The sequence below is a fragment of the Paenibacillus sp. Y301 genome (genome assembly GCF_059445505.1).
On record NZ_JCAIUL010000005.1, the window covers coordinates 95,891 to 117,244 of the forward strand.

General features: G+C 40.1%; 18 protein-coding genes. 9 read left to right on the plus strand and 9 right to left on the minus strand.

Features of this window, described 5'->3' with window-relative positions; all coding sequences use genetic code 11:
* Window positions 1–60: 60 nt before the first annotated feature.
* The 5 genes from AC1D69_RS10745 to AC1D69_RS10765 all read right to left on the minus strand — a co-directional run bounded on the left by AC1D69_RS10745 (window position 61) and on the right by AC1D69_RS10765 (window position 6,572).
* Window positions 61–606 carry a general stress protein gene (locus tag AC1D69_RS10745; protein WP_495456160.1) on the minus strand — a complete coding sequence of 182 codons (546 nt, stop codon included), beginning with the start codon at window positions 604–606 and terminating at the stop codon, window positions 61–63.
* A gap of 148 nt (window positions 607–754) precedes the next feature.
* Window positions 755–3,268, minus strand: coding sequence for an ATP-dependent helicase HrpB (hrpB, locus tag AC1D69_RS10750; protein ID WP_495456161.1), 2,514 nt, complete (start codon window positions 3,266–3,268; stop codon window positions 755–757).
* 219 nt (window positions 3,269–3,487) lie between these two features.
* Window positions 3,488–4,294 (minus strand): SDR family oxidoreductase, encoded by an 807-nt coding sequence (locus AC1D69_RS10755; RefSeq protein WP_495456162.1) that lies wholly within the window; start codon window positions 4,292–4,294, stop codon window positions 3,488–3,490.
* Between the two features lie 168 nt (window positions 4,295–4,462).
* Window positions 4,463–5,248: a hypothetical protein gene (locus tag AC1D69_RS10760; protein WP_495456163.1), complete on the minus strand. Its 786-nt coding sequence runs from the start codon at window positions 5,246–5,248 to the stop codon at window positions 4,463–4,465.
* A 484-nt stretch (window positions 5,249–5,732) separates the two neighbouring features.
* Window positions 5,733–6,572 (minus strand): hypothetical protein, encoded by an 840-nt coding sequence (locus AC1D69_RS10765; RefSeq protein ID WP_495456164.1) that lies wholly within the window; start codon window positions 6,570–6,572, stop codon window positions 5,733–5,735.
* A gap of 741 nt (window positions 6,573–7,313) precedes the next feature.
* On the opposite strand from AC1D69_RS10765, the gene AC1D69_RS10770 reads away from it, so the two are divergent.
* The 4 genes from AC1D69_RS10770 to AC1D69_RS10785 all read left to right on the plus strand — a co-directional run bounded on the left by AC1D69_RS10770 (window position 7,314) and on the right by AC1D69_RS10785 (window position 10,141).
* A complete protein-coding gene (locus tag AC1D69_RS10770) occupies window positions 7,314–7,553 on the plus strand; it encodes a hypothetical protein (protein ID WP_495456165.1) in 240 nt (79 codons plus the stop codon).
* A gap of 415 nt (window positions 7,554–7,968) precedes the next feature.
* Window positions 7,969–8,535, plus strand: coding sequence for a DUF1700 domain-containing protein (locus tag AC1D69_RS10775; RefSeq protein ID WP_495456166.1), 567 nt, complete (start codon window positions 7,969–7,971; stop codon window positions 8,533–8,535).
* Complete coding sequence (locus tag AC1D69_RS10780; protein WP_495456167.1) at window positions 8,532–9,392, plus strand: DUF4097 family beta strand repeat-containing protein; 861 nt, start codon at window positions 8,532–8,534, stop codon at window positions 9,390–9,392. The genes AC1D69_RS10775 and AC1D69_RS10780 overlap by 4 nt, the downstream gene beginning before the upstream one ends.
* Window positions 9,393–9,514: 122 nt before the next feature.
* Window positions 9,515–10,141, plus strand: coding sequence for an FMN-dependent NADH-azoreductase (locus AC1D69_RS10785; protein WP_495456168.1), 627 nt, complete (start codon window positions 9,515–9,517; stop codon window positions 10,139–10,141).
* Between the two features lie 71 nt (window positions 10,142–10,212).
* Here AC1D69_RS10785 and rsgA read toward each other — a convergent pair whose 3' ends face one another.
* Complete coding sequence (gene rsgA / locus AC1D69_RS10790) at window positions 10,213–11,079, minus strand: ribosome small subunit-dependent GTPase A (protein WP_495456169.1); 867 nt, start codon at window positions 11,077–11,079, stop codon at window positions 10,213–10,215.
* A 492-nt stretch (window positions 11,080–11,571) separates the two neighbouring features.
* Complete coding sequence (locus AC1D69_RS10795) at window positions 11,572–12,240, minus strand: HAD family hydrolase (RefSeq protein ID WP_495456170.1); 669 nt, start codon at window positions 12,238–12,240, stop codon at window positions 11,572–11,574.
* Between the two features lie 206 nt (window positions 12,241–12,446).
* Between AC1D69_RS10795 and AC1D69_RS10800 the strand changes: the two genes are divergently transcribed.
* Window positions 12,447–13,457: a YpdA family putative bacillithiol disulfide reductase gene (locus AC1D69_RS10800; protein WP_495456382.1), complete on the plus strand. Its 1,011-nt coding sequence runs from the start codon at window positions 12,447–12,449 to the stop codon at window positions 13,455–13,457.
* Window positions 13,458–13,478: 21 nt separating this feature from the next.
* Window positions 13,479–13,922, plus strand: a complete 444-nt coding sequence (locus tag AC1D69_RS10805) for a DUF441 domain-containing protein (RefSeq protein ID WP_495456171.1) — start codon at window positions 13,479–13,481, stop codon at window positions 13,920–13,922.
* Between the two features lie 201 nt (window positions 13,923–14,123).
* Here AC1D69_RS10805 and AC1D69_RS10810 read toward each other — a convergent pair whose 3' ends face one another.
* On the minus strand, window positions 14,124–15,872 hold the full coding sequence (locus AC1D69_RS10810) for an ABC transporter ATP-binding protein (RefSeq protein WP_495456172.1): 1,749 nt from the start codon (window positions 15,870–15,872) through the stop codon (window positions 14,124–14,126).
* A gap of 216 nt (window positions 15,873–16,088) precedes the next feature.
* Between AC1D69_RS10810 and AC1D69_RS10815 the strand changes: the two genes are divergently transcribed.
* The gene (locus AC1D69_RS10815) at window positions 16,089–16,604 is read left to right on the plus strand and encodes an ADP-heptose synthase (protein WP_495456173.1); all 516 of its coding nucleotides are present in this window, start codon (window positions 16,089–16,091) and stop codon (window positions 16,602–16,604) included.
* Window positions 16,605–16,724: 120 nt separating this feature from the next.
* Here the strand turns inward: AC1D69_RS10815 and AC1D69_RS10820 are convergent, their stop codons facing one another.
* Window positions 16,725–17,024 carry a HesB/YadR/YfhF family protein gene (locus tag AC1D69_RS10820; RefSeq protein ID WP_495456174.1) on the minus strand — a complete coding sequence of 100 codons (300 nt, stop codon included), beginning with the start codon at window positions 17,022–17,024 and terminating at the stop codon, window positions 16,725–16,727.
* Window positions 17,025–17,504: 480 nt separating this feature from the next.
* On the opposite strand from AC1D69_RS10820, the gene AC1D69_RS10825 reads away from it, so the two are divergent.
* Complete coding sequence (locus AC1D69_RS10825; RefSeq protein ID WP_495456175.1) at window positions 17,505–19,262, plus strand: ABC transporter ATP-binding protein; 1,758 nt, start codon at window positions 17,505–17,507, stop codon at window positions 19,260–19,262.
* 48 nt (window positions 19,263–19,310) lie between these two features.
* Window positions 19,311–21,320: an ABC transporter ATP-binding protein gene (locus AC1D69_RS10830; RefSeq protein WP_495456383.1), complete on the plus strand. Its 2,010-nt coding sequence runs from the start codon at window positions 19,311–19,313 to the stop codon at window positions 21,318–21,320.
* Window positions 21,321–21,354 lie beyond the last annotated feature (34 nt).

Here is a 21,354-nt window from a genome sequence, read left to right on the forward strand (position 1 = left end):
AATCTTCCATGGGCTAGCATTAGCTTAAATTATATGATTTCACTTTTTCAAAACGATCTATTACACATATGGTTTATATGGTGGTGTACTTACTCGATCATTTAATTGAGAATCATAGCGATTGGCATTAAGTGAACGACCTTCACGGAATACGTTATATACATCCGTTCCAGGTCCTTCCGCATCTACAAGCACTAGAATCTTCCCATTATTAACATAGGACTCATATTCACTAGCCTCATCTTCAGGAATACCTAGGCCCACTAATCCTCCAACTAATCCACCTGCTCCCGCACCCACTGCTAATCCAGTTAACGTAGCAGCAATAGGACCTGCAGCTAGAATCGGCCCAATGCCAGGGATCGCCAATGCTCCTATACCTGCAAGAAGTCCAGCTACACCTCCAAGTACCCCTCCTGTTGCAGCACCCGCAGCCACGCCTTCAGGAGCCTTCGTTCCGGTGTCTTCCGATATATGTCTTAAATCTTCTCTATCTTTTGTAATTACTGAGATGTGGTCAATCCCAATCCCTTGACTTTTCAAATTTTCAATGGCTCTAGAAGCTTCTTGTTCTGTATCAAACACACCAACAATTTTCTTATCCATTATTAAATCCTCCTTCAAGATACTGGGTAATAGTGACTCATTCTATACTTACCCCCATCTCTACTAAAGTAAACAGATCCATTATTCGATGTGATTAACTTCTATATTGAATTGAGATATCCCTGCGATATCTTCCTTAAACCTCTAGCTACTTCTGGGGTCTTACTCGATGCGTAGGAGTCGCCTCTAATGGTTTATCTGGCCAATAATGCTTAGGATACCGCCCTTTAAGATCCTTCTTTACCTCGAAGTAAGCTCCTCCCCAGAAACTGGCTAGATCTGACGTCACCTGTACTGGGCGTTGAGCGGGTGATAATAAGTGGAGTGTGATAGGTACCCTTCCGCCTCCAATGCGAGGCGTATCTTGCAAGCCGAACATTTCCTGCAGCTTCACAGCAACCTTCGGCTGATCAGAATCACTATAATCAATTGGAATACGAGATCCACTTGGAACTGTCATATGAGTTGGAGCTTTGTTATCTAAATCCCTTCGTTGATCCCAGGTTAGAAGATTCTGTTCGATGATAGTTGTCAATGGAAGGCGTTGAAGATCGCTCCTATTCTTCATGCCATAAGTAGAAATCAATAGCCAATCCTTCATTGTTGCTAGCAGCGCTTCATCGGTCATACTTGGCCAATCCGTTGGTGTGATGGAATGCATAAATTGAAGACGTTGTCGTAATTGGGTGGATGCTTTATTCCATGGCAATAGTTGCAAACCTTCCTGCCTTACTCCTTCAAGTAAAGCATCAGCAACGACTTCCTCTGGTGGCTTAGGAATGATTTTTTCTTGGAGTAGTATGGCACCTAATAACCATCTACGTCGAGCCTTAACACCCATTAAATCATGATCCCATAAGATCATATCTTTTTCTTGAATAACTTCCTCTTGATACTGAAACAATGAAGTTTCCGTTAGTGAAGCCGCCAGGAGTAATCTGCCTTCCGTTCCACGATCATCGACCATGGCCGCCACGATAAATGCTGATCGACTCAGAGGCTGAAGCACAGACATCTCTACTCCACGTCCACTTGACAACAGAAATCTTCCATCACCTCGTGCTTGCCCAATGCGATCTGGATAGGCAAATGACAAGAGAACACCACACATATTTATCTGTTGTTCAGTAGAACCATCTACGATGTTCACACTCGTCTGTAATTTACGTGTCTCCTGAATAATGCGATGCATGGCCGCCACATCTAGTGTCGGATCATCCACGTTTGGCATTCCTTGATTCTCCCATAGCATCAATTGCTCCATTCTAGTAGAAATATCGCAATCATTGGAGGCTCTACTCCCTTTGAAAATATCTCGCTCCTGTAGAAACGCTGCAAGTCTACATGCTAATTCACCCAAGCCAAGGGGAATACCCTTCAGAATCATATGGGCCAATCGTGGATGCATTCCCACATTAGCCATTTGCTGGCCATGAGAAGTTATACGCCCACTCTGATCCAAGGCACCGAGCTTTTGTAATAGATCAACAGCTTGCCCAAACGCCATATCAGATGGTGTATCCATCCAACGTAATTCCTTCGGATCTTGTACTCCCCATGCAGCAATCTCTAGCGCTAATGATGAGAGATCACTCATCAGAATCTCAGGTGTGTGCGTACTCTGAAGGGCATCATGCTCTTGCTGGCTCCACAACCTATAACAATACCCCGAATCCGTACGTCCTGCCCTGCCTCTTCGTTGATCTGCGGATGCCTTAGACACTTTAACCGTCGTTAAATGAGCCATACCACTTCTTGAGGATAAGACTTGCGTTCTCATCAGACCGCTATCGACTACAATACGTACACCCTCCATTGTTAAGCTTGTCTCAGCAATAGAGGTAGCCAGCACGATTTTGCGACGTCCATCAGGTTCCATTCGGATCGCTTCTGTCTGTTCAGATAACGTTAACTGCCCATATAGTGTCCTTACTACCGTTTGATCAGGTAATGACAGCACTTCTAGTTCCCGCTTTACCTTTCGAATCTCTCCTACGCCGGGTAGAAAAGCTAGAATATTCCCTTCGTGACTGCTCAAAGCTTGTCTAATAACAGATGACATGGCCTTCTCCATCGGGACATGAGCTGGATTAGGAACATAGACTGTATCTACTGAGAATTGGCGCCCTACACAATGAATGATAGGGGCATCGTGAAGCAAAGATGCGACCGGAGCTGCATCCATCGTCGCTGACATGATTAGAATACGTAAATCTTCTCTCAGCATGGCTTGTGATTCCAAAGCTAGTGCCAGACCAAGATCCCCCTGTATATTCCGTTCGTGAAATTCATCAAAGATGAGAATGCCTACATCTGATAATTCCTGATCATGCTGCAACATCCGTGTTAAAATCCCTTCCGTTACTACCTCAATCCGTGTTGATTTCCCGACTTTACTATCCATTCTTACACGATAGCCAACGCTCTCTCCTACTCGCTCTCCGAGTTGAGATGCCATGAAATGGGCGGCTGAACGTGCTGCCAATCTTCGTGGCTCAAGCATCATTATCTTTTTACCCTTAAGCCAAGGTACACTGAGCAATGCTAATGGCACACAGGTTGTCTTCCCTGCGCCTGGTTCTGCAATAAGAACCGCTGCAGAGCTTTGACTTAAATGTTCTTTTAGCTGGGGTAATATCTTATTTATAGGTAATTCATGCATTTATATCTTCTCCAAATGAAAGCCTTAGCGGATTCCTTAATGATGAGTCTTGCCTATTATATAGCGAAGGACCATCCAATATCTATAGATACCTATGTAAAAAGAAAGTAGAATCCATTCGTGGAGCGTTCTCTCAGAATGCCTACACACAAAAAAAGGGATGACCCTAGTCAGTCATTTTCATGACTTTTGGGACATCCCCTTTTGAACATATGAAGATTAGCACAATAACGATTCTGCACCATCAATAATAATCTGTGCTCCCGTGATATGACATGCTTCTTTGGAGGCTAGAAAACTGACCAAATCAGCCACTTGTTCTGGATCTCCAGGACCATCTGCTAACGGCTGACTTCCCTCTGGAAATTGCACGGGGATAATAATATCCTTTAGTTTATCCGTCTTTTCTGTGCTCTGATCAATGTTCGTTGAGATGGAACCTGGACAGATCGCATTCACACGAATCTTATACCGTGCAAGCTCTAATGCTGCCATTTTGGTGAATGCTACTTGACCTGCCTTGGAAGTACTATAAGCGGACATCCCAAAACTTGAGAATGTACGGTTACCATTAATAGAGCTAGTGATGATAACACTCCCTCCATTTTTCTTGAGATGAGGAATCGTATATTTAAGTGTTAAAAAAGTCCCGTTTAAATTAACGTTTAACGTCTGCTGCCAATCCTCAAATTTCATCTCTTCAATCGGTGAGAGAACCCCATTAATTCCTGCATTAGCGAAAACAATATCGACACTCCCGAATAATTCAACTGTCTCAAGGACCGCCTTCTCTACGCGAGCAGCATCAGAAGTATCAACATCGAATGCTCTTGCAGCGCCCTCCCGAATACGATTGATTTCTACTTCCGTATCTGATGTACGATCGTTAAGAAGATCGAATAAGGCCACACTTGCGCCTTGCTGAGCCAATTTAATCGCAGTTGCTTTCCCTATACCGGAACCTGCACCTGTTACAATAGCTGTCTGTCCTTCGAAACGATTCGAGTTTATTTGTTCCTGGCTCATATTGACCTCTCCTTTTAATGTACTTGTAACTCAGATTACCCCAAACTATGGGTTACTTAATCACTTGTATGAAGAATTTTTTTTGGTGCAGACAACATCACAAAAAGCCGTACCTCTTTCCTTAATGAAAGAACGTACGACTCTTAAAAATCATATCTTCAATTTTGTTTACCATTCAAATTCTAAGAAAGCTGCCTCTTCTATTAGTCCACCCGTGTGTGGTGCATCAAATAAAATCTGGATTTGCTCATCAGGTAGTCGCTCATGAATTGGATCTAAATCATGAAGTCCGTCGGTATACAACTGAAGTCTCATCGGCATACCATACTCTAGTCGGCTTTGATAAACGTGGGGCTGCCCACCCAAAGGTCCTTCAGACATTGACCACCGGTCTTCCTTAAGCATCGTACCCTTAAAGTACTGACTTACTTCAAGATCATTTCGCCAGTACCTTAGACGGGTATCCCCTTGCCAACCCATCCATATTCTCCCTGTAGGTTGTGAGACCGTGGGTAATTCTATTCGACCACATATGTACATCGTACTACTATCCAACTGTTGTTGTTCTCCCTCAACCATCCTCAATGGATTAGTGGGGTGATACAACTCTTTCATGACCATAACGGGGATATATTCCATATACGATATAAAGCCCTTGGAAGACCAGTCATCCGTCGAATCTAGCCAATCTAATAACGTATTCCCTAAATAACGTGCAGCCAATCCCTCTTGATTGCTCTGTTCTATTCCATTACATATAACAAAATTGCAAATATCACCTTTCATATGTATACCTATGAAATCATGCCCGAATTCCCCTTGGATGGCTGTCTTCCTTGCCCTTCCATAACCATACCGACATGTAAGTAAACCTGGATACGATGAAATGTTTTGATCCTTATCCTGTGAACTTATGTAACGAAACAATTCCACCATTTCAGGGTTTGTGATCATTCTTACGTCCTACCCCCTTATCGACGAGATCGCCGTAATTGTATGCATAATAAAGAATCTTTCTATCAATATAACTCATCAAACCTAACCATTAATCTATTATGTTTAAAAGAAAGAAATCAATCACAATACGTTAGGTCCAAGGACATCTACATCATCTTCAATCAGATGAGATGTGTTCTAAAGCAAATTTAGAATCCACAAACCTCCAAGGTTTCGGATGTGAGGCTGTAGCCATAAGTAGTATTGCCCGTCTACAGCGAGTATATGATCCTTCACCACATCGGTTAGAAGACATCCCTCATGACACCCAGCAAACGTTAGCATAGTCAATAGAGGATTAGAACTCACTTTGTCTTCATGATCAAATCTAAACAGAATAGAAGAATTACGAATAGGACCCATTCTGAATAATTAGAACATCATTCAACAATCCTGTATTTGCGCCGAGACCATCCGGTTGAATGGATATACACATGGCTTATCACCCCAGATCAGATTGTGAAGACTGTTGTAACCACTTAAGTAACGTATCCTGAAAATCCTTCCTGCTCATAGGACTAGCAATCAACCAATCCTGGTCAGATTCAACACTTTGGCGAATCAGCCAATTGATAGAATCATTCATTAGGAATGCTAATTGCTGTGTTTCCCATTCTTCCCCAGTCCAGATGGATAAATGAAATTCACCTTCAGCAGAACGATGTCTTAGACACTGTGCTAATAGACTCGAACCTTCAATATCATCGGATGCTTCTGCAAGCTTTTGGATTAATACGTCCACGTCAGAACTTTGAGATTGCTCGTAAATTTCATTAAACTGTTGTTGTGAGAACATTAAGGCAGGCATATCAGACTGTAAATCATCTAACATATCAAATTTATCTATTATTTTATGACACGCCTCTCCAATATCCCCACAATCATCCAATTTATAGTATTTTCTATGATGATCATGATCATGATCATTACATACTTGAACAAGTCGTTCATTCGTTACATGAAGATAAATTTCCTTGGTATTCTTACCATCACTGTACTTGAACCAACAAGTCCGTTCTGCCAAACATGCAATAGCTACCCGTGAAAAAACAATGGGTGGTATAGAGAACTTATTTTCATTCTCATCCTTAATTAAATAACCCTTGTCCAATAGAGATATCTGAGCTTTTTTCCATTCTTCAGCTAATTCTTCAGCAACATATCCTTGATAAGGATTTTCCACACCAAGTAAATGGTCTGAACCAATAATCCCTGCTAAGAAGAAAAACTCTTTATTATCAAGTATAATTGAATCTCGCTTAGAAGTATGAATCGAGAACATTATGACCCTCCTTCCTACAAACTACAACATGCCATTGGGAGCAAATTGTAAATTTATATTTTACTTAGACCATTTCGCTTTATATGGAATTGCGGCTTTTTTCCTAGTAAACACTCTTATTACATAGTAATCATGTCCCCTTACAAAAGAGGTTACCATCAAACATCGTCATAGATTCTATGAAAAAGAGGCCTTACAGGATGCATATTAATAGAGTGACTTAGGTCATTCGCATCATGACGATTATCAATATATAGCACATAATATTGTTATATTTAAATCTCAACGCTCCTTATAGAAACCTTCGCACAGCAAATCTACTCCTTCAAAGATATGCATTCGAAATAGCCCAAAGCCATTTAATCATTATCAATAACACAACCATAGCTAAACATAAGCTGCAATTATTGACTCAGAATCAAAAAAAAGCCTTCTAGGCATCATTTTCAAAGCAAAATGGAAAAGTGAACAAATATATGTGGGGTGAGCTTTCTTGTTTAAATGTAACATTCATCTAAAAGCCAGTCAATTTGCGCGATATGTTTACATAAAAACTGTTACATTCCAACAAAATCAGGGTATATAAATGAGGGTACATACACTTCTTAATGGCCATTTCGTTCACAACTTAGACTAAATCTAGTACTATTTTAGAATTCTTAACTATTTATAATCTATTTTTAAGCTAATTTTAAGAAAGAATTACTACAATAGGTTTATGAAAGGAATGGGGTGATTTCAATGACCATGTTAATTAACTTTCAAAACAAGTTAGTGCCCGTGTATTTTAGTACAGAAAACAAGCAACCTGTTCAAAAGACATTAAGACTCCTAAGCTCCACTCTTGATCTAAAAATTCAAAATGGAAAACGAGCATTAAAAAAATGTTTGGACTCTCTCATAAGCATCGAAATCGTCGGATCAGAAGCTATTTTACACAGTAAGAGCGAGGATGACACATTGGCGTTATCTCTTTATTAGAATAATATAGCAGTGAAGACGTTAAAAAGGACAATTCCATTGAACTAGGAGGTGTCCTTTTTAATGTCTTGAGTTCAAGTTACCCTCTATCATCCTTCATTTACCCCAATCTATTGTTGATTTTTCCTGAAATACGACTCTTCTTCCTTCTGAGCTTTATAAATTCTAATCTTAAATAGTTGTAATAATGTGTATATATCGATTTGTTGACATGCCTTATCACTCCTTTTTATATGACATAGATATGGATTGAATATTTACCATTATTTGCTTCCATATATTGCTTTAATCAGCACTCCATAATATAATTTACTCATTAGCTAGTAGTTATTGATCAGTACTACTCTAGAAATAGTACTAATCATAAATGATAAAGGATTCTTGTTATCCCATTTGATTAAGGAAGGAACTGAGCATGAATAAGAAACAATTTCTATTTATATTACACAACCATCTAACTCCTATGAAAGATGAAGAAAGGAAAGAATTAATAGCGGATTATGAGACCCATTTCAGCGATGGTATGCAGAGTGGGAAAACGGAAGAACAAATAGCACATGAACTAGGAGATCCATTTGAACTCGTCAAAGAAATTCTCGGTGATAGCTTTACGATACAGGACCCTTATATCAATACAATGACTACGAAAAAGCCTGTATCTGTCACACGTAATATTTTTGTGTATATTGGATTAATCTTCATCAATATTATGATCATACCTCTATTCATTGGTCTGTGGTCTGGATGGTTAGGGTTATGTGTTGGATCATTAGCTGCTCTAGTTAGCCCTCTCCTCCTCATTCCTGAATACCTAATTAATCATGAGTTCTCTATATCTAAGTTATTTGCTACGATTGTGGGTATGGGTGTGGGACTATGGTTATGGATAGCCGTTATGTTTACTTTTAGAGGATTAAAATTCGTAACGAAAACATTTATTCATTGGAATAGCACAATTTCTAAAGGGGGCCGTTATTCATGAAGAAGAACACACTTCGCCTTGCTCTAGGCGGGTTAATTCTTATTATAATAGGAGTTATCGGGATGTCATCTAATAAATTCAACTTTGGTGATGATCTTACCGAGTATCATCAGAAGTGGAATTTTGAAACCGGTACATTAAGTCATCTCGTTATAAATAGCGAATACGATACGGATATAGAATTTATTCATAGCAGCGATGGAACACAATCCATTGAGATACAAGCTGCACTTGATGATAATACGATTGAGCAACTGGAACAGATCCGCCTTGAGAATGGAAAATTAGAAATCAATATGATTGATGATTCGATTCATTTCATCAGTGTATCGTTTAGATCCCATAAAGTGCACTTGACTGTTTCTTTACCTAAGGAGAATCCACTTACAGATGTTAACGTCGATTTCAATTCAAGTAATGGCACAGTCTCTAATCTGACTGCACAGAACGTTGATCTTACAGCAAGCTCGGGTAATTTGACACTTCAATCTATTATCGCTAAGCAACTTAAAATTGACTTACATTCAGGGAACTTGACCGGAACTGATATTCAAAGTGATACAACAGCTTCTGTTAGATCAGGTAATACCAAATTCATTAATTATTCCGGTATCGGAAATTTCAGCGCGCAATCAGGCAACATTAAATTAGTACAGAAAGGTCCATCTTCTTTAGAACTGTCTTCTAAATCTGGTAATGTAACTGTAACTCCTGATCCTAACTTCAAGGGTTCCTTCGATCTAATTACTAAATCAGGTAGTGTTCATTCACCTGAATCTTTAAGAGAATCTAATGACTTGATTAAGGTTCGTACGAACTCTGGTAATATCAAGGTTACCGCAAACAAATCTGAATAATCTTCATTATTAACCAGAAGATTCGACAAATAATCAAAAACTTTGACAAATACTATTCACCTGTTGTACTATACTATTTATAGCAAGTAATAATTGTATAGTGAAAAGGGGATTTATACATCATGGCAAACGTCTTATTCGTAAAAGCAAATAATCGTCCTATCGAACAATCCGTAAGTGTAAAGTTGTATCATACTTTCTTGGATAGCTACAAAGAATCTCACCCTAACGATGAAATCGTAGAACTTGATCTATTTGCAGAGAACCTGCCTTACTATGATAATACGATCATTACAGGTATCTATAAAGAAGCTCAAGGTATTGAAGCAACTCCAGAAGAACAACAAGCAGCTGCAACCGTTTCTAAATATTTAACTCAGTTCCTGGAGTCAGACAAAGTCGTATTTGCTTTCCCATTGTGGAATATGACTGTTCCTGCTGTACTTCATACGTATATTGATTATTTGAGCCAAGCAGGTAAAACCTTCAAATATACAGCCAATGGTGTTGTTGGTCTCGTTACCGACAAAAAAGTGGCACTACTTAACGCAAGTGGTGGCGTTTACTCTGAAGGTCCAGCAGCTAGTGCTGAAATGGCCGTTAATTTCGTTAGAAACAATATGAATCTATACGGAGTACAAGATCTTACTACTATCATTATCGAAGGACACAACCAATCTCCAGATCAAGCAGCAAGTATTGTTGAAACGGGTTTGAAACAAGCTTCTGAAGCAGCACTAAGTTTCTAATATTCATTTCATAAGATAAGACCCTCACCAATGACGGATATATCCATCATTGGTGAGGGTCTTATTTATTTTTAATCTTCCGCATTCCTTAACCAATCAGAACCTCTCCGACGCGTCTCATATGATTTGGTGACTCTAATATTCACCTTATTTCGAGATTTTGCTTCCTTTTGTGCTTGAAATTTGAGTTCACGAAGTGTTTTCCGATAATTCATTAGTCGTTTCTCTCCGATCTCACCATTTGCTACAGCTTTTAGAACAGCGCATCCTGCTTCTTTTTCATGACGACAATCCGTGAATCTACAGGTTGCTCCTATCTCTTCAATATCCGCAAATGTTAGGGATACTCCACCCTCATCTTCCCATAACTTCAGTTCTCTCATCCCAGGTGTGTCAATCATGACAGCGCCTTGTGGGAGTATAAACAATTCTCTATGCGTCGTCGTGTGGCGTCCTCTACTATCACCTTCTCGTACTTCCTGTGTACGTTGCAAAGTTTCACCCGACAGCCAATTAATAAGGGTAGATTTACCACAACCAGAGGATCCTGTTAATGCGACCGTAGCACCCTGTGTAAGGTAAGGGGTTAAGTCTTCAAATCCCTGATTCTCAAGTGCACTTACAACATGTACGGGGACGCCGATAGCTGCTTCTTGTAATAGACGTAATCGTTCATCCACATCCTGGCACAAATCCGCCTTGCTGAGCAGAATAACAGGATTCACCCCACTATTCCATGCCATGATGAGATATCTCTCAATCCTTCTGACATTGAAGTCGTCGTTTAGGGCACATACCAGAAACAATGTATCCACATTAGCGGCTATAATCTGTTCATGGGTCACAAATCCAGCAGCTTGGCGGGAGATACACGTCTTTCTATCTAATATACCGTGTATAATAACTCTCTCCTCACCTTCCAGTATGTCCGAAGTCACCTACGATACGTGCCAGAGTAACATCCTTTATACCTATTGTAATCCATTGTTTTTCCCAATATTCATTCCAACCTAACATGTTTAAATCCATCGTTCGTTTCCTCCTAATTTTGTATAGCATTATTGATTGATCGTTGTTACGAGCATATAAAAAAAGCCACCGGAATTTTCTCCCGGCGGCAACTAGATGAAAGAGATCACACCTATCTTAGATCAGGTATTCGTTCTCTTCTTCTCATGACACATCAAAAAACCGCAGGAACCATAACGGTCCCCACGGTTTAGAATGAATCTGAAATATGATTACAAGTGTATAATCATTATCTTCAACTTCTAATATTACCCGTTGTAATGGAGACCGTCCAATAAGCCATATTTTGTTTGTTGGATTGTTCGTTATAAATATAGGCCATTGTCATCATCTCCCTTTCCTGTTATATATTGAAATAATAAGCGCTGACGAATACTCTTGTCAAGTATCCATGTATTACGTTATATAATGTCCATTAATTCGTTTAATTGATCAATCGTTCTCCAAGGTTTGAACCCCCATGACTCGTCCCAATTATGGTTCCGACGTAACCATATACCACGAATACCCACTTGATACGCTCCCCAAATATCATTCCTTGGGTGATCCCCAATAAAGATTGTATTCTCAGCTGCTACGCCCATCCGATCTAAGGCTAATTCATAGATCCTCGGATCCGGTTTGCTCATCCCTGTATCTTCGGACACGATCACCGTATGGAACTGTTCTCCTAATTGTAATAGACTCATCTTCTCATATTGAATGTCATGCGGACCATTAGTCATAATAGCTAACAGATAACCACGACGTTGACAGTGGGCTATCGTCTCTTCTACATACTTCATTTTACTTGCGTGAGTCATATAGTGTTTGTTGTAATAAGCTTCTATCTCATGTGCTGTGAGGGGATCCTTCCAAGGTAGACAATCAACCATTTCCTCAAAAAATGATTGCTTATCCCGATATCCATCTGCATCTCTAATCTTCAAATCTGCAATAATCTCATCTTGTACTTGCTGGTCTAAGTGTCCTAAATGTTCATTTAAAAATTGTTCTGTGTATTTATGAAACGTCATATCACGGTCCATTAGTGTATTATCTAGATCAAAAATAATTGCTTTTATATCCAAGTAAATCGCTCCCTATTCAGATCATATCCATTAAATCTTCTCGCTTTCGCATAAACCCTCTTTAAGCATAACATATTATATGTAGAACCTTTATTACGTTAACTAAATTCGAGAATCCAAGGCATACATTGACCTTGTGCTGTTATTTCTCCTACATTTCTGGCATTCAACACCTATTTGCGGTAGAATTATAATGTTTGAGTAACATAGCTCAGTATCAACTAAGGAGGTTCATCATGCAAGATGTCATCATTATTGGAGCTGGTCCCTGTGGACTTTCAGCTGCTATAGAATGTAATCGTCGTGGGCTATCCACACACATTATTGAAAAGCACCATATTGTACGTTCCATATATCTATACCCTACATATATGCAGTTCTTCAGCACAGCGGAGCTACTAGAAATAGGGGATATTCCTTTTGCGACACCTAACGATAAACCTTTCCGTCATGAGGCACTTTCCTATTATCGTAAAGTTGCTGCCCATTACAATCTGAACATTACTTCGTATGAAGAAGCCGTCTCTATTGAACGCCATGAGAACGGGTTATTTACCGTTCATACCAAAGATAGACGTGGCCAGGAACTACATCATGATGCCAAATATGTCGTCATTGCAACAGGCTATTTCGATCATCCTAATTATATTGGTATTCCTGGTGAAGATTTACCTAAAGTAACTCACTACTTCCGTGAAGCACATCCTTATACGGGCACGAAAGTGGCCATCATCGGTGGAAGCAATTCGGCTATTGATGCAGCTATGGAACTGGTCCGCGTAGGCGCTGAGGTGACCATTGTCTACCGTGGTAAGACGGTATCTAATAATATCAAACCATGGGTTCGCCCTGTATTTGAGAATATGGTTACCAAAGGAAATGTTACCCTTCATTTAGATTCCAGAGTGACTGAGATTAGAGAAGATGCTGTTATCGTAACGACGAACGATGGAGAGGAATCCATCGTAGATAATGATTTTGTTCTTGCGCTGACTGGATTTCATCCTGATCGACAATTACTCGCATCCTCTGGCGTCCAACTAGGCGGAGATATGGAGAAACCAGTCTTTAACCCTGATACCATGGAAAGCTCCGTTCCTGGACTTTATGTGGCAGGTGTTATCGCGTCAGGCAGTAATGCCAATGAAGTATTTATTGAAACAGGTCGTGTCCACGGACGTCTGATTGCTGAACATATCCAAAGTGCACAGCATTAGAATAAAGGAGCTGATCCGTTCATGGATATCACATCACTTATCCTTTTAGGTATGGCTGGTCTAGGCATCATAGGTAACAATTCACCTGTCACTATTGCTATGATCGTACTTCTGTTGTTGCGGGTTACCCGCTTCACGCAAGTATTTCCATGGTTAGAGAAGTATGGATTAACCGTTGGAATTATCATCCTGACCATAGGTGTCATGTCTCCTCTTGCTAGTGGTAGTATGAGCCTTTCCACCATTTCAAGTTCCTTCCTACATTGGCAATCATTACTCGCTGTAGGAATAGGGATGTTAGTAGCCTATTTGGGCGGACGAGGTGCGACACTGATGGGCAGTAACCCCACCATCGTTGCAGGGTTGCTCGTTGGGACCGTACTCGGAGTCGCCCTCTTTCGTGGTGTTCCCGTCGGGCCGCTTATTGCTGCAGGCATCCTATCTCTATTGATCGGCAAATCCTAGAAGGATTCATCTGTACAAGCATAAACGGCTTCGCTGTCCTTTAGCGGCGATGAAACGTTTAGCGTTGAAATATAATCCTATGTATAAGCAGAAATACTTATAAATTCTTATATTTTTAAGAAAAGGGAGTGTACCAGAAGCCGTTAAAATCGGCTGTGGACACTCCCTTTTTTCTTTTAACGATATCGAATAAGAGAACCATTAACTTTCTAAATGCTGAACATTGTACAATCGTGCATAACTTCCGTCCAATTCCATTAAGTCATGATGCGTACCCCGTTCGGTAATACTTCCATTCTCTAGAACAACTATAGTATCTGCGTGAGTAATGGTGGACAATCGATGTGCCACAATAAGCGTTGTACGGTTCGATGATAGTGACTGCAAGGACTGCTGAATCAAATGTTCAGACTCCAAATCCAACGCTGAGGTCGCTTCATCCAATACAAGAATATCGGGATCCTTCAGGAACACACGTGCAATAGCCAAGCGTTGTTTCTGACCCCCTGATAATTTAACCCCACGTTCTCCAACCTCTGTGTCATAACCCTTAGGTAAGTTCGTAATAAACTCATGCGCATTGGCTGCAATAGCTGCAGATATGACAGCCTCATCATCCGCATCTGGATTACCTAATAGAATATTCTCTTTCACAGATCCACTAAACAAAAAGTTATCTTGAAGTACCATTCCTACCTTACCACGTAAACTTTCTTGCGTTATATCTCGAACATCCATGCCATTCACCAATATGCTACCCTTTTGAATGTCATAGAATCGGGGAATAAGACTGATCAATGAGGATTTCCCACCCCCACTCATACCGACGAAGGCGACGGTCTCTCCTGCTCTAATATCTAAGTTGATATCTTGTAGTATCCAATCATTCTGCTCATTATACTTAAACCATACATGATCAAACGTAATTTGTTTAGCATGACCCTCTAATACCTTGGCATTTGGAGCATCCACAATATCATAAGGTTCATCCATCAATTCCATTACTCTTTCCATAGACGCTGACGCCTGAGTTAATACCGTCGATGAATTAATTAATCGTCTTAATGGAGCATATAAACGGTCTAAATAGGCAAAGAATGCAACAAAGGTACCAATTGATAGATTGCCATGAATGACTTGATAACCTCCATACCCGATGACCAGAATCGGTGAGATGTCTGTAATGGTATTAATGATCGCAAATGTGATCGCATTCCACCGTGTCTGAGCCAATGCCTTATTAAGAAAATTACCATTTGTACCTTCAAATTTATTCTGATCATACTTTTCTAATGTAAAACTACGTATGACAGATATTCCTTGAATTCGTTCATGTAAATAAGATTGAATCCCAGCTAATGCTTGCGATCGATCTTTTGTTAGTTTTTTTAACCTTTTATACAAAATCTTGACTGCAATAGCGTACAGAGGAAGCATCGCAATTGCGACCAGAGCTAACATAGGATTCATAGAGAAAATGATGATTAATACGAATACCAGCGTAAACATGTCTAACCAAATATTCATCATTCCGACTTCAACAATATTCTTAGTCTGTTCCACATCGTTAATGAATCGTGATATCGCTTCGCCAACCTTTGTATTCTGATAATATTTCAGGGATAACCTTTGTAAATGGGCATACAATCTATTGCGTATATCATATAAAATACGATTCGTGATGAGTTGGGCGAAATACTGACGATAATATTCAACCGGTCCTCTAATGACAACAAACAAAATTAGGGTTCCCCCAAGAATAAGCATCAGTTGCGACATTTTTTCTTGAAGACTTAATGTGTTTTCAATTAATAAATCATCTACGACATATTTCATAATCATTGGCAATGTCAGAGGGATTGTGAATTTCACCATTCCAATAATTAGGGTAACAATTATTAATTTCATATAGGGCTTGATGAATTTAAAATAGGCTTTCCAGTGTTTCAATACCTGCACTTCCCCTTTCGATCGGACAACACAAAGGCTGCTGCCCAGTCACTTCTATTATGTATTTCTAAGGTCCATTGCATCCGACAAGTAGAATGGCAATGCTGTCCTTTTTCAAAGGCAGCATCCATTTTAAAAAAATAAAAGATCTTAAAAAGTTGACTTTTCCCTTCTATAATGGTTTTATAACTTCATGTCAGAATCAGGAGGAATACCATGCCCAGACCATTAATTATAGAAGCGGTCATGGTCGCTATCTATGGTGAGTTGCTACAGCCATCCGTACCCGTTGAATATATTGTTCCTTATACAAGCATTCTTGAATTGTACGAACTTCAGAGCACTCCAGAAATTATCATGAGTAATTTAGATCAAGACCAACACGTCAAACAACAAATGAAGCATTTAACGACGTATCTTGAAGAGCCGCTTAATCGCAAAAAAATTGAGCGTGCCTTACAAATTCCATGGGCCAAAAGCGCTTCAATCCCTCTAGGGGATTCGATAGTATTTACAATCGTTAATGCTGTTGATACCGAGGTGTACGGAGAAGATTTCGATCCCATTGAAACAGAACTTCTCTTAATTGCTCAACGATTACAGATGCCAATTCTTACGGATCAGATCGATTTCATTCAACGAATTATTGAAGGCGGTATGCCTATTCAAGTCTTTGAAATGGATGATTTTCAGTACGCTATAGAGCAGAACATCTCTACGAATCTCCCATAATCACGATTCTAGTTTAGTATCAACCCAAGTTATATACACAATCAAAAACTCCTTTCCTTACAGAAAGGAGTTTTTGTATATTGACTAATCATTATAAATATTGTTAAGAGGGCTTACGTATTAATCTTGAATTTCTTCATAAACATAATCAATATCATCTTGTACTTCTACATAATTAACGACCAGATCATATCCTTTAAGATACCACAAATCTTGCTCTTCTAAGAAGAAACGAATTCCTTCAACATCTTGGGCTAAGATATCTTGACTATGTCCCTCAACAGAGATACCTAGCGAGAAACCTGGATGTAGCCCTCCTCCGGAACTGTAACGCGGAAAGAAACGAACTGCATCACCTTTGTTCAAATTTAGTTCTCTTATATACCAACGAGCTGCTTCTGCACTCATTCGAATATTCATGAATCTCAACTCCTTCACATCATCTATATATTCCTGTTTGTGTCTTTCTATCATACCTGAACCTTCGCCAAAAATACATACAGCGACGAAACATCCACAAAAAACAATTGACAATCTTATTCACATGATGATAATATTCTGCCATACGAGATTAACAAAATTTGTTAAGAAAGGGTGAGTAAAGTGTTCAATACAGCGTTTAGAGGGTTTCATTACAATATGCCATATCTACCTCAACAACTACAACTGAATACTGGAGTAACCCTGCTGATGGATTCAATCTAGGTAACGATAAACCGTTTCTTAGAATCTTTGAATTGAATATCCAATTTTAGCGGCGGTTGCTCAACAACCGTACGCATGATAAGTTAGCATTTCTAAGACATATCGTCCGTTCACGGATGGTGTGTCTTTTTTCATGTTGTTGTCATGGATAATGAGTTCATTAGCAGGTTCAACTTGTGAGAGGAAGTGATTATTTTGTTTTCAGTTTTAAAAAAGCTAGGTTGGTTTTTCCGTCAAGAAAAAAAGCGTTACATCGTCGGTATGATTATGCTCATCTTATGTGGGATGGGTGAATTGTTACCTCCACGTTTACTGGGAAATGCGATTGATGATATTGTTTCAGGCTCCATTACGGGTCCTTCACTCATTCGTTATATCTTATCCATCATTGTCATTCTAGCTGTAATTTACATTATTACTTACATATGGATGCACAGATTATTTGGAGGTGCCAACCTGATCGAGCGATTGCTTCGTTCACGCTATATGAATCATTTGCTTGGCATGACACCTCCATTCTTCGAGCGAAATCGCACAGGTGATCTAATGGCGAGAGCAACCAATGACCTTCGGTCTGTTGCTGCGACGGCTGGCTTCGGTATTTTAGTTATGACCGATTCAACGATTTACTTGCTCAGTATTCTGTTTGCCATGGGGTTCATCATTAGCTGGAAATTAACGTTAGCAGCGATCATCCCCCTTCCATTTATCGCACTCGCGATGAAGATTTATGGAAAGATCATTCACGAACGGTACTCCTTAGCACAAGACGCCTTTGGTGATATGAATGACCAAGTGCTTGAGTCCGTTGCCGGTGTACGTGTTATTCGTGCCTATGTTCAAGAACGATCCGACCAGCAACGGTTTAAGACCATAACAGATGATGTATATCGCAAAAATATGAATGTAGCTAAGGTTGATGCCTTTTTCGAACCCACCATTCGTCTTTGCGTAGGACTGAGTTATATCATTGGACTTACCTTTGGTATATACCTTGTATTTAAGAATCAAATCACCCTTGGGGATCTCGTATCTTTTAACATGTACCTTGGGATGATGATCTGGCCTATGTTCGCCATTGGAGAACTCATTAATATTATGCAACGCGGTAGCGCTTCACTGGATCGTGTAGACGAAGTATTAAACGTTCAGCCGGATATTCAAGATGTCGCTCAACCTACTTCGGTCGCTGATCCACGAAGTATCGAGCTTCGCGATGTAACATTCCGTTACCCTACATCAACCGTTGACAATCTGAAAAATATTCAATTAACACTTCAAAAGGGGCAGACACTCGGTGTAGTTGGACGTACCGGAAGTGGTAAATCTACGCTACTTAAGCAACTTCTTCACGAATATCCAACGGGCGATGGAGATCTTCTCATCTCAGGTATCTCGATTAAACAGATCGCTAAGGATGAACTCCATAGTTGGATAGGATATGTTCCGCAAGAACAAATATTGTTCTCTAAGACGGTTCGTCAGAATATTCAGTATGGATTAAGAGATGCGAATGACGATGTCATTATGGATGCTATAGCAACCGCCGCATTTGATAAAGACCTGACTACATTATCTGATGGACTAGACACCCTTGTTGGTGAAAAGGGTATTGCCCTATCAGGTGGTCAGAAGCAACGTGTTGCATTAGCAAGAGCATTCATCGGAAATCCTGAAATCCTCATTCTGGATGATGCCTTATCTGCAGTCGATGCAAGAACAGAAGCTCGAATTATTGAGAACATTCGACTGAAACGTGCCGGTAAAACGACACTTATCTCTACTCACCGTTTATCCGCCGTAGAACATGCGGATTGGATTGTTGTACTGGAAGAAGGAATGATCCTTGAAGAAGGTACACACGAAGAGCTTATTGCTCACGGAGGTTGGTATTTAGAACAATATGAACGACAACAAGTGGAGAACAAACTTACCACTGAGGAGGTGTCCTAATTGAACGTAGGAAAGCGCTTATTCCAGTACGCATTAACAGCTAAAGGAATGTTCATTGCCGCGATTATTACATTATGTATTGGTGTAGCGGCTGAACTTGGGGGTCCATTTATAGCCAAGGCTATGATTGATAGCCATATGCTAGGTATTGAGCAACCCTTTTATGAGACCGATTCACCCACATCCGTTGGTGTAGTACCTTATGAAGATCGTTTATTAAAACGAGGCGATCGATTTACTGAGAACGAAATAAAAGGTCAAGAAGTACGTATTCTTCAAAAAGGGAAAAGCTTTTATTTCATTGATCAAGCAGTCGAATCCATTGAAGGAAAACGAACATATGCCGATGGACAATTGACGATTACAAAAGGATCTGTACAGAATACTTATCCTGCCAAAACATTAACCGTTGATCAAATATTCGATTTCTACAAGCCAGAAATCCCAGGCATTATGAAGCTTGTTGGATTGTATCTCATCTTATTACTAGTCACTATCTTCACTGAATTCGGCAAAACGTATTGGCTGCAGTCATCTGCTAACAAAGTCATTCAGAAGCTGCGAACAGATGTCTATGCTCACATTCAACGACTGCCGGTTCATTTCTTTGATAACTTACCTGCAGGTAAAGTAGTCTCTAGAATTACCAATGATACAGAAGCCGTAAAGGATTTATTCGTAGCCGTCCTTGCTAATTTCAGTTCTGGGATCGTCTATATTACAGGGATATATGTTGCACTATTTCTTCTTGATGTACGACTTGGACTTGTATGCCTGTTCGTTGTACCTATATTAATCGTATGGATTATTCTATATCGCAAATTCGCAACGAAATATAATACGATTATACGGTCGCGCCTTAGCGAGATTAATGCCATCATTAATGAATCTATTCAAGGAATGTCTATTATTCGTGTCTTTCGACGTCAGCAACAAACGAAGGATGAATTCGAAGCCTTAAATCAGGATTATATGAAGTATCAGAACAAGATGCTTAACTTAAACTCTTGGACTACACATAACTTGGTTAACGTACTTCGTAGCTTTTCATTCGCTGTACTATTAGCTTATTTCGGATTTGGTTCACTCAATGGTTCAACGGCTGTGTCTCTTGGTGTACTCTATGCCTTTGTCGATGTTCTTGGTCGACTCTTCCAGCCCATCACCGGTATGGTGAACCAACTTGCCGCACTTGATTCTTCCATGGTATCTGCAGGAAGAGTATTTGAATTAATGGATGAACCCGGCGAAGACGTGACCGATGGCCAAATGCCTCGTTATAAGGGAAACGTGGAATTCAAAGATGTGTCTTTCGCGTACAAAAAGGACTATGTGCTGAAAAAAATCTCTTTTGAAGCTAAACAAGGTCAGACGGTTGCGCTAGTGGGACACACGGGTTCAGGTAAGAGCTCCATCATCAATTTATTGTTCCGATTCTATGATCCACAGAAAGGTTCAATCACCATTGATGGTCAAGAAGTGACGGATATCCCTAAGCAGTGGTTACGCCATCACATGGGAATCGTCTTACAGGACCCCTACCTTTTCACAGGTACTGTGGCATCCAACGTCAGTCTTGGTGATGATAAAATAACACGTGAACAAATTGAGAAAGCTTTATGTGATGTAGGTGCAGAACGTATTCTTGCTCACTTGCCCAAAGGTTTTGACGAACCTGTCGTTGAGAAAGGTAGCACATTATCCGCGGGTCAACGTCAACTTATATCGTTTGCTCGCGCACTAGCCTATGATCCAGCAATTCTCATTCTTGATGAGGCCACGGCTAACATTGATACGGAGACAGAAAGTCTTATTCAATCCGCTCTAGAGGTTCTCAAAAAAGGCCGTACGACATTCATTATTGCACACCGTCTCTCCACCATCCGAAGTGCAGACCAAATTCTAGTACTGCATCGTGGGGAGATTGTCGAACGAGGTAGCCATGACGAACTCATGCAGATCGGCGGACGATACTTCCAGTTATATCAACTGCAACAAGGGAATACTCTGGAATCGCCTACAGTATCTGAGCGTGTTGAAGTACTCTCTTCGCAATAAGGTCAACCCATACCTGGTGGAGTCGTATAAATAA

Coding starts and splice junctions, on each gene's coding strand:
- AC1D69_RS10805 (WP_495456171.1), top strand. CDS start 13,479: ATGGATATCACATCACTTATCCTTTTAGGTATGGCTGGTCTAGGCATC.
- AC1D69_RS10785 (WP_495456168.1), top strand. CDS start 9,515: ATGGCAAACGTCTTATTCGTAAAAGCAAATAATCGTCCTATCGAACAA.
- AC1D69_RS10830 (WP_495456383.1), top strand. CDS start 19,311: ATGTTCATTGCCGCGATTATTACATTATGTATTGGTGTAGCGGCTGAA.
- AC1D69_RS10745 (WP_495456160.1), bottom strand. CDS start 606: ATGGATAAGAAAATTGTTGGTGTGTTTGATACAGAACAAGAAGCTTCT.
- AC1D69_RS10765 (WP_495456164.1), bottom strand. CDS start 6,572: ATGTTCTCGATTCATACTTCTAAGCGAGATTCAATTATACTTGATAAT.
- AC1D69_RS10820 (WP_495456174.1), bottom strand. CDS start 17,024: ATGAATATTCGAATGAGTGCAGAAGCAGCTCGTTGGTATATAAGAGAA.
- AC1D69_RS10770 (WP_495456165.1), top strand. CDS start 7,314: ATGACCATGTTAATTAACTTTCAAAACAAGTTAGTGCCCGTGTATTTT.
- AC1D69_RS10755 (WP_495456162.1), bottom strand. CDS start 4,294: ATGAGCCAGGAACAAATAAACTCGAATCGTTTCGAAGGACAGACAGCT.
- AC1D69_RS10775 (WP_495456166.1), top strand. CDS start 7,969: ATGAATAAGAAACAATTTCTATTTATATTACACAACCATCTAACTCCT.
- AC1D69_RS10760 (WP_495456163.1), bottom strand. CDS start 5,248: ATGATCACAAACCCTGAAATGGTGGAATTGTTTCGTTACATAAGTTCA.
- AC1D69_RS10780 (WP_495456167.1), top strand. CDS start 8,532: ATGAAGAAGAACACACTTCGCCTTGCTCTAGGCGGGTTAATTCTTATT.
- AC1D69_RS10815 (WP_495456173.1), top strand. CDS start 16,089: ATGCCCAGACCATTAATTATAGAAGCGGTCATGGTCGCTATCTATGGT.
- hrpB (WP_495456161.1), bottom strand. CDS start 3,268: ATGCATGAATTACCTATAAATAAGATATTACCCCAGCTAAAAGAACAT.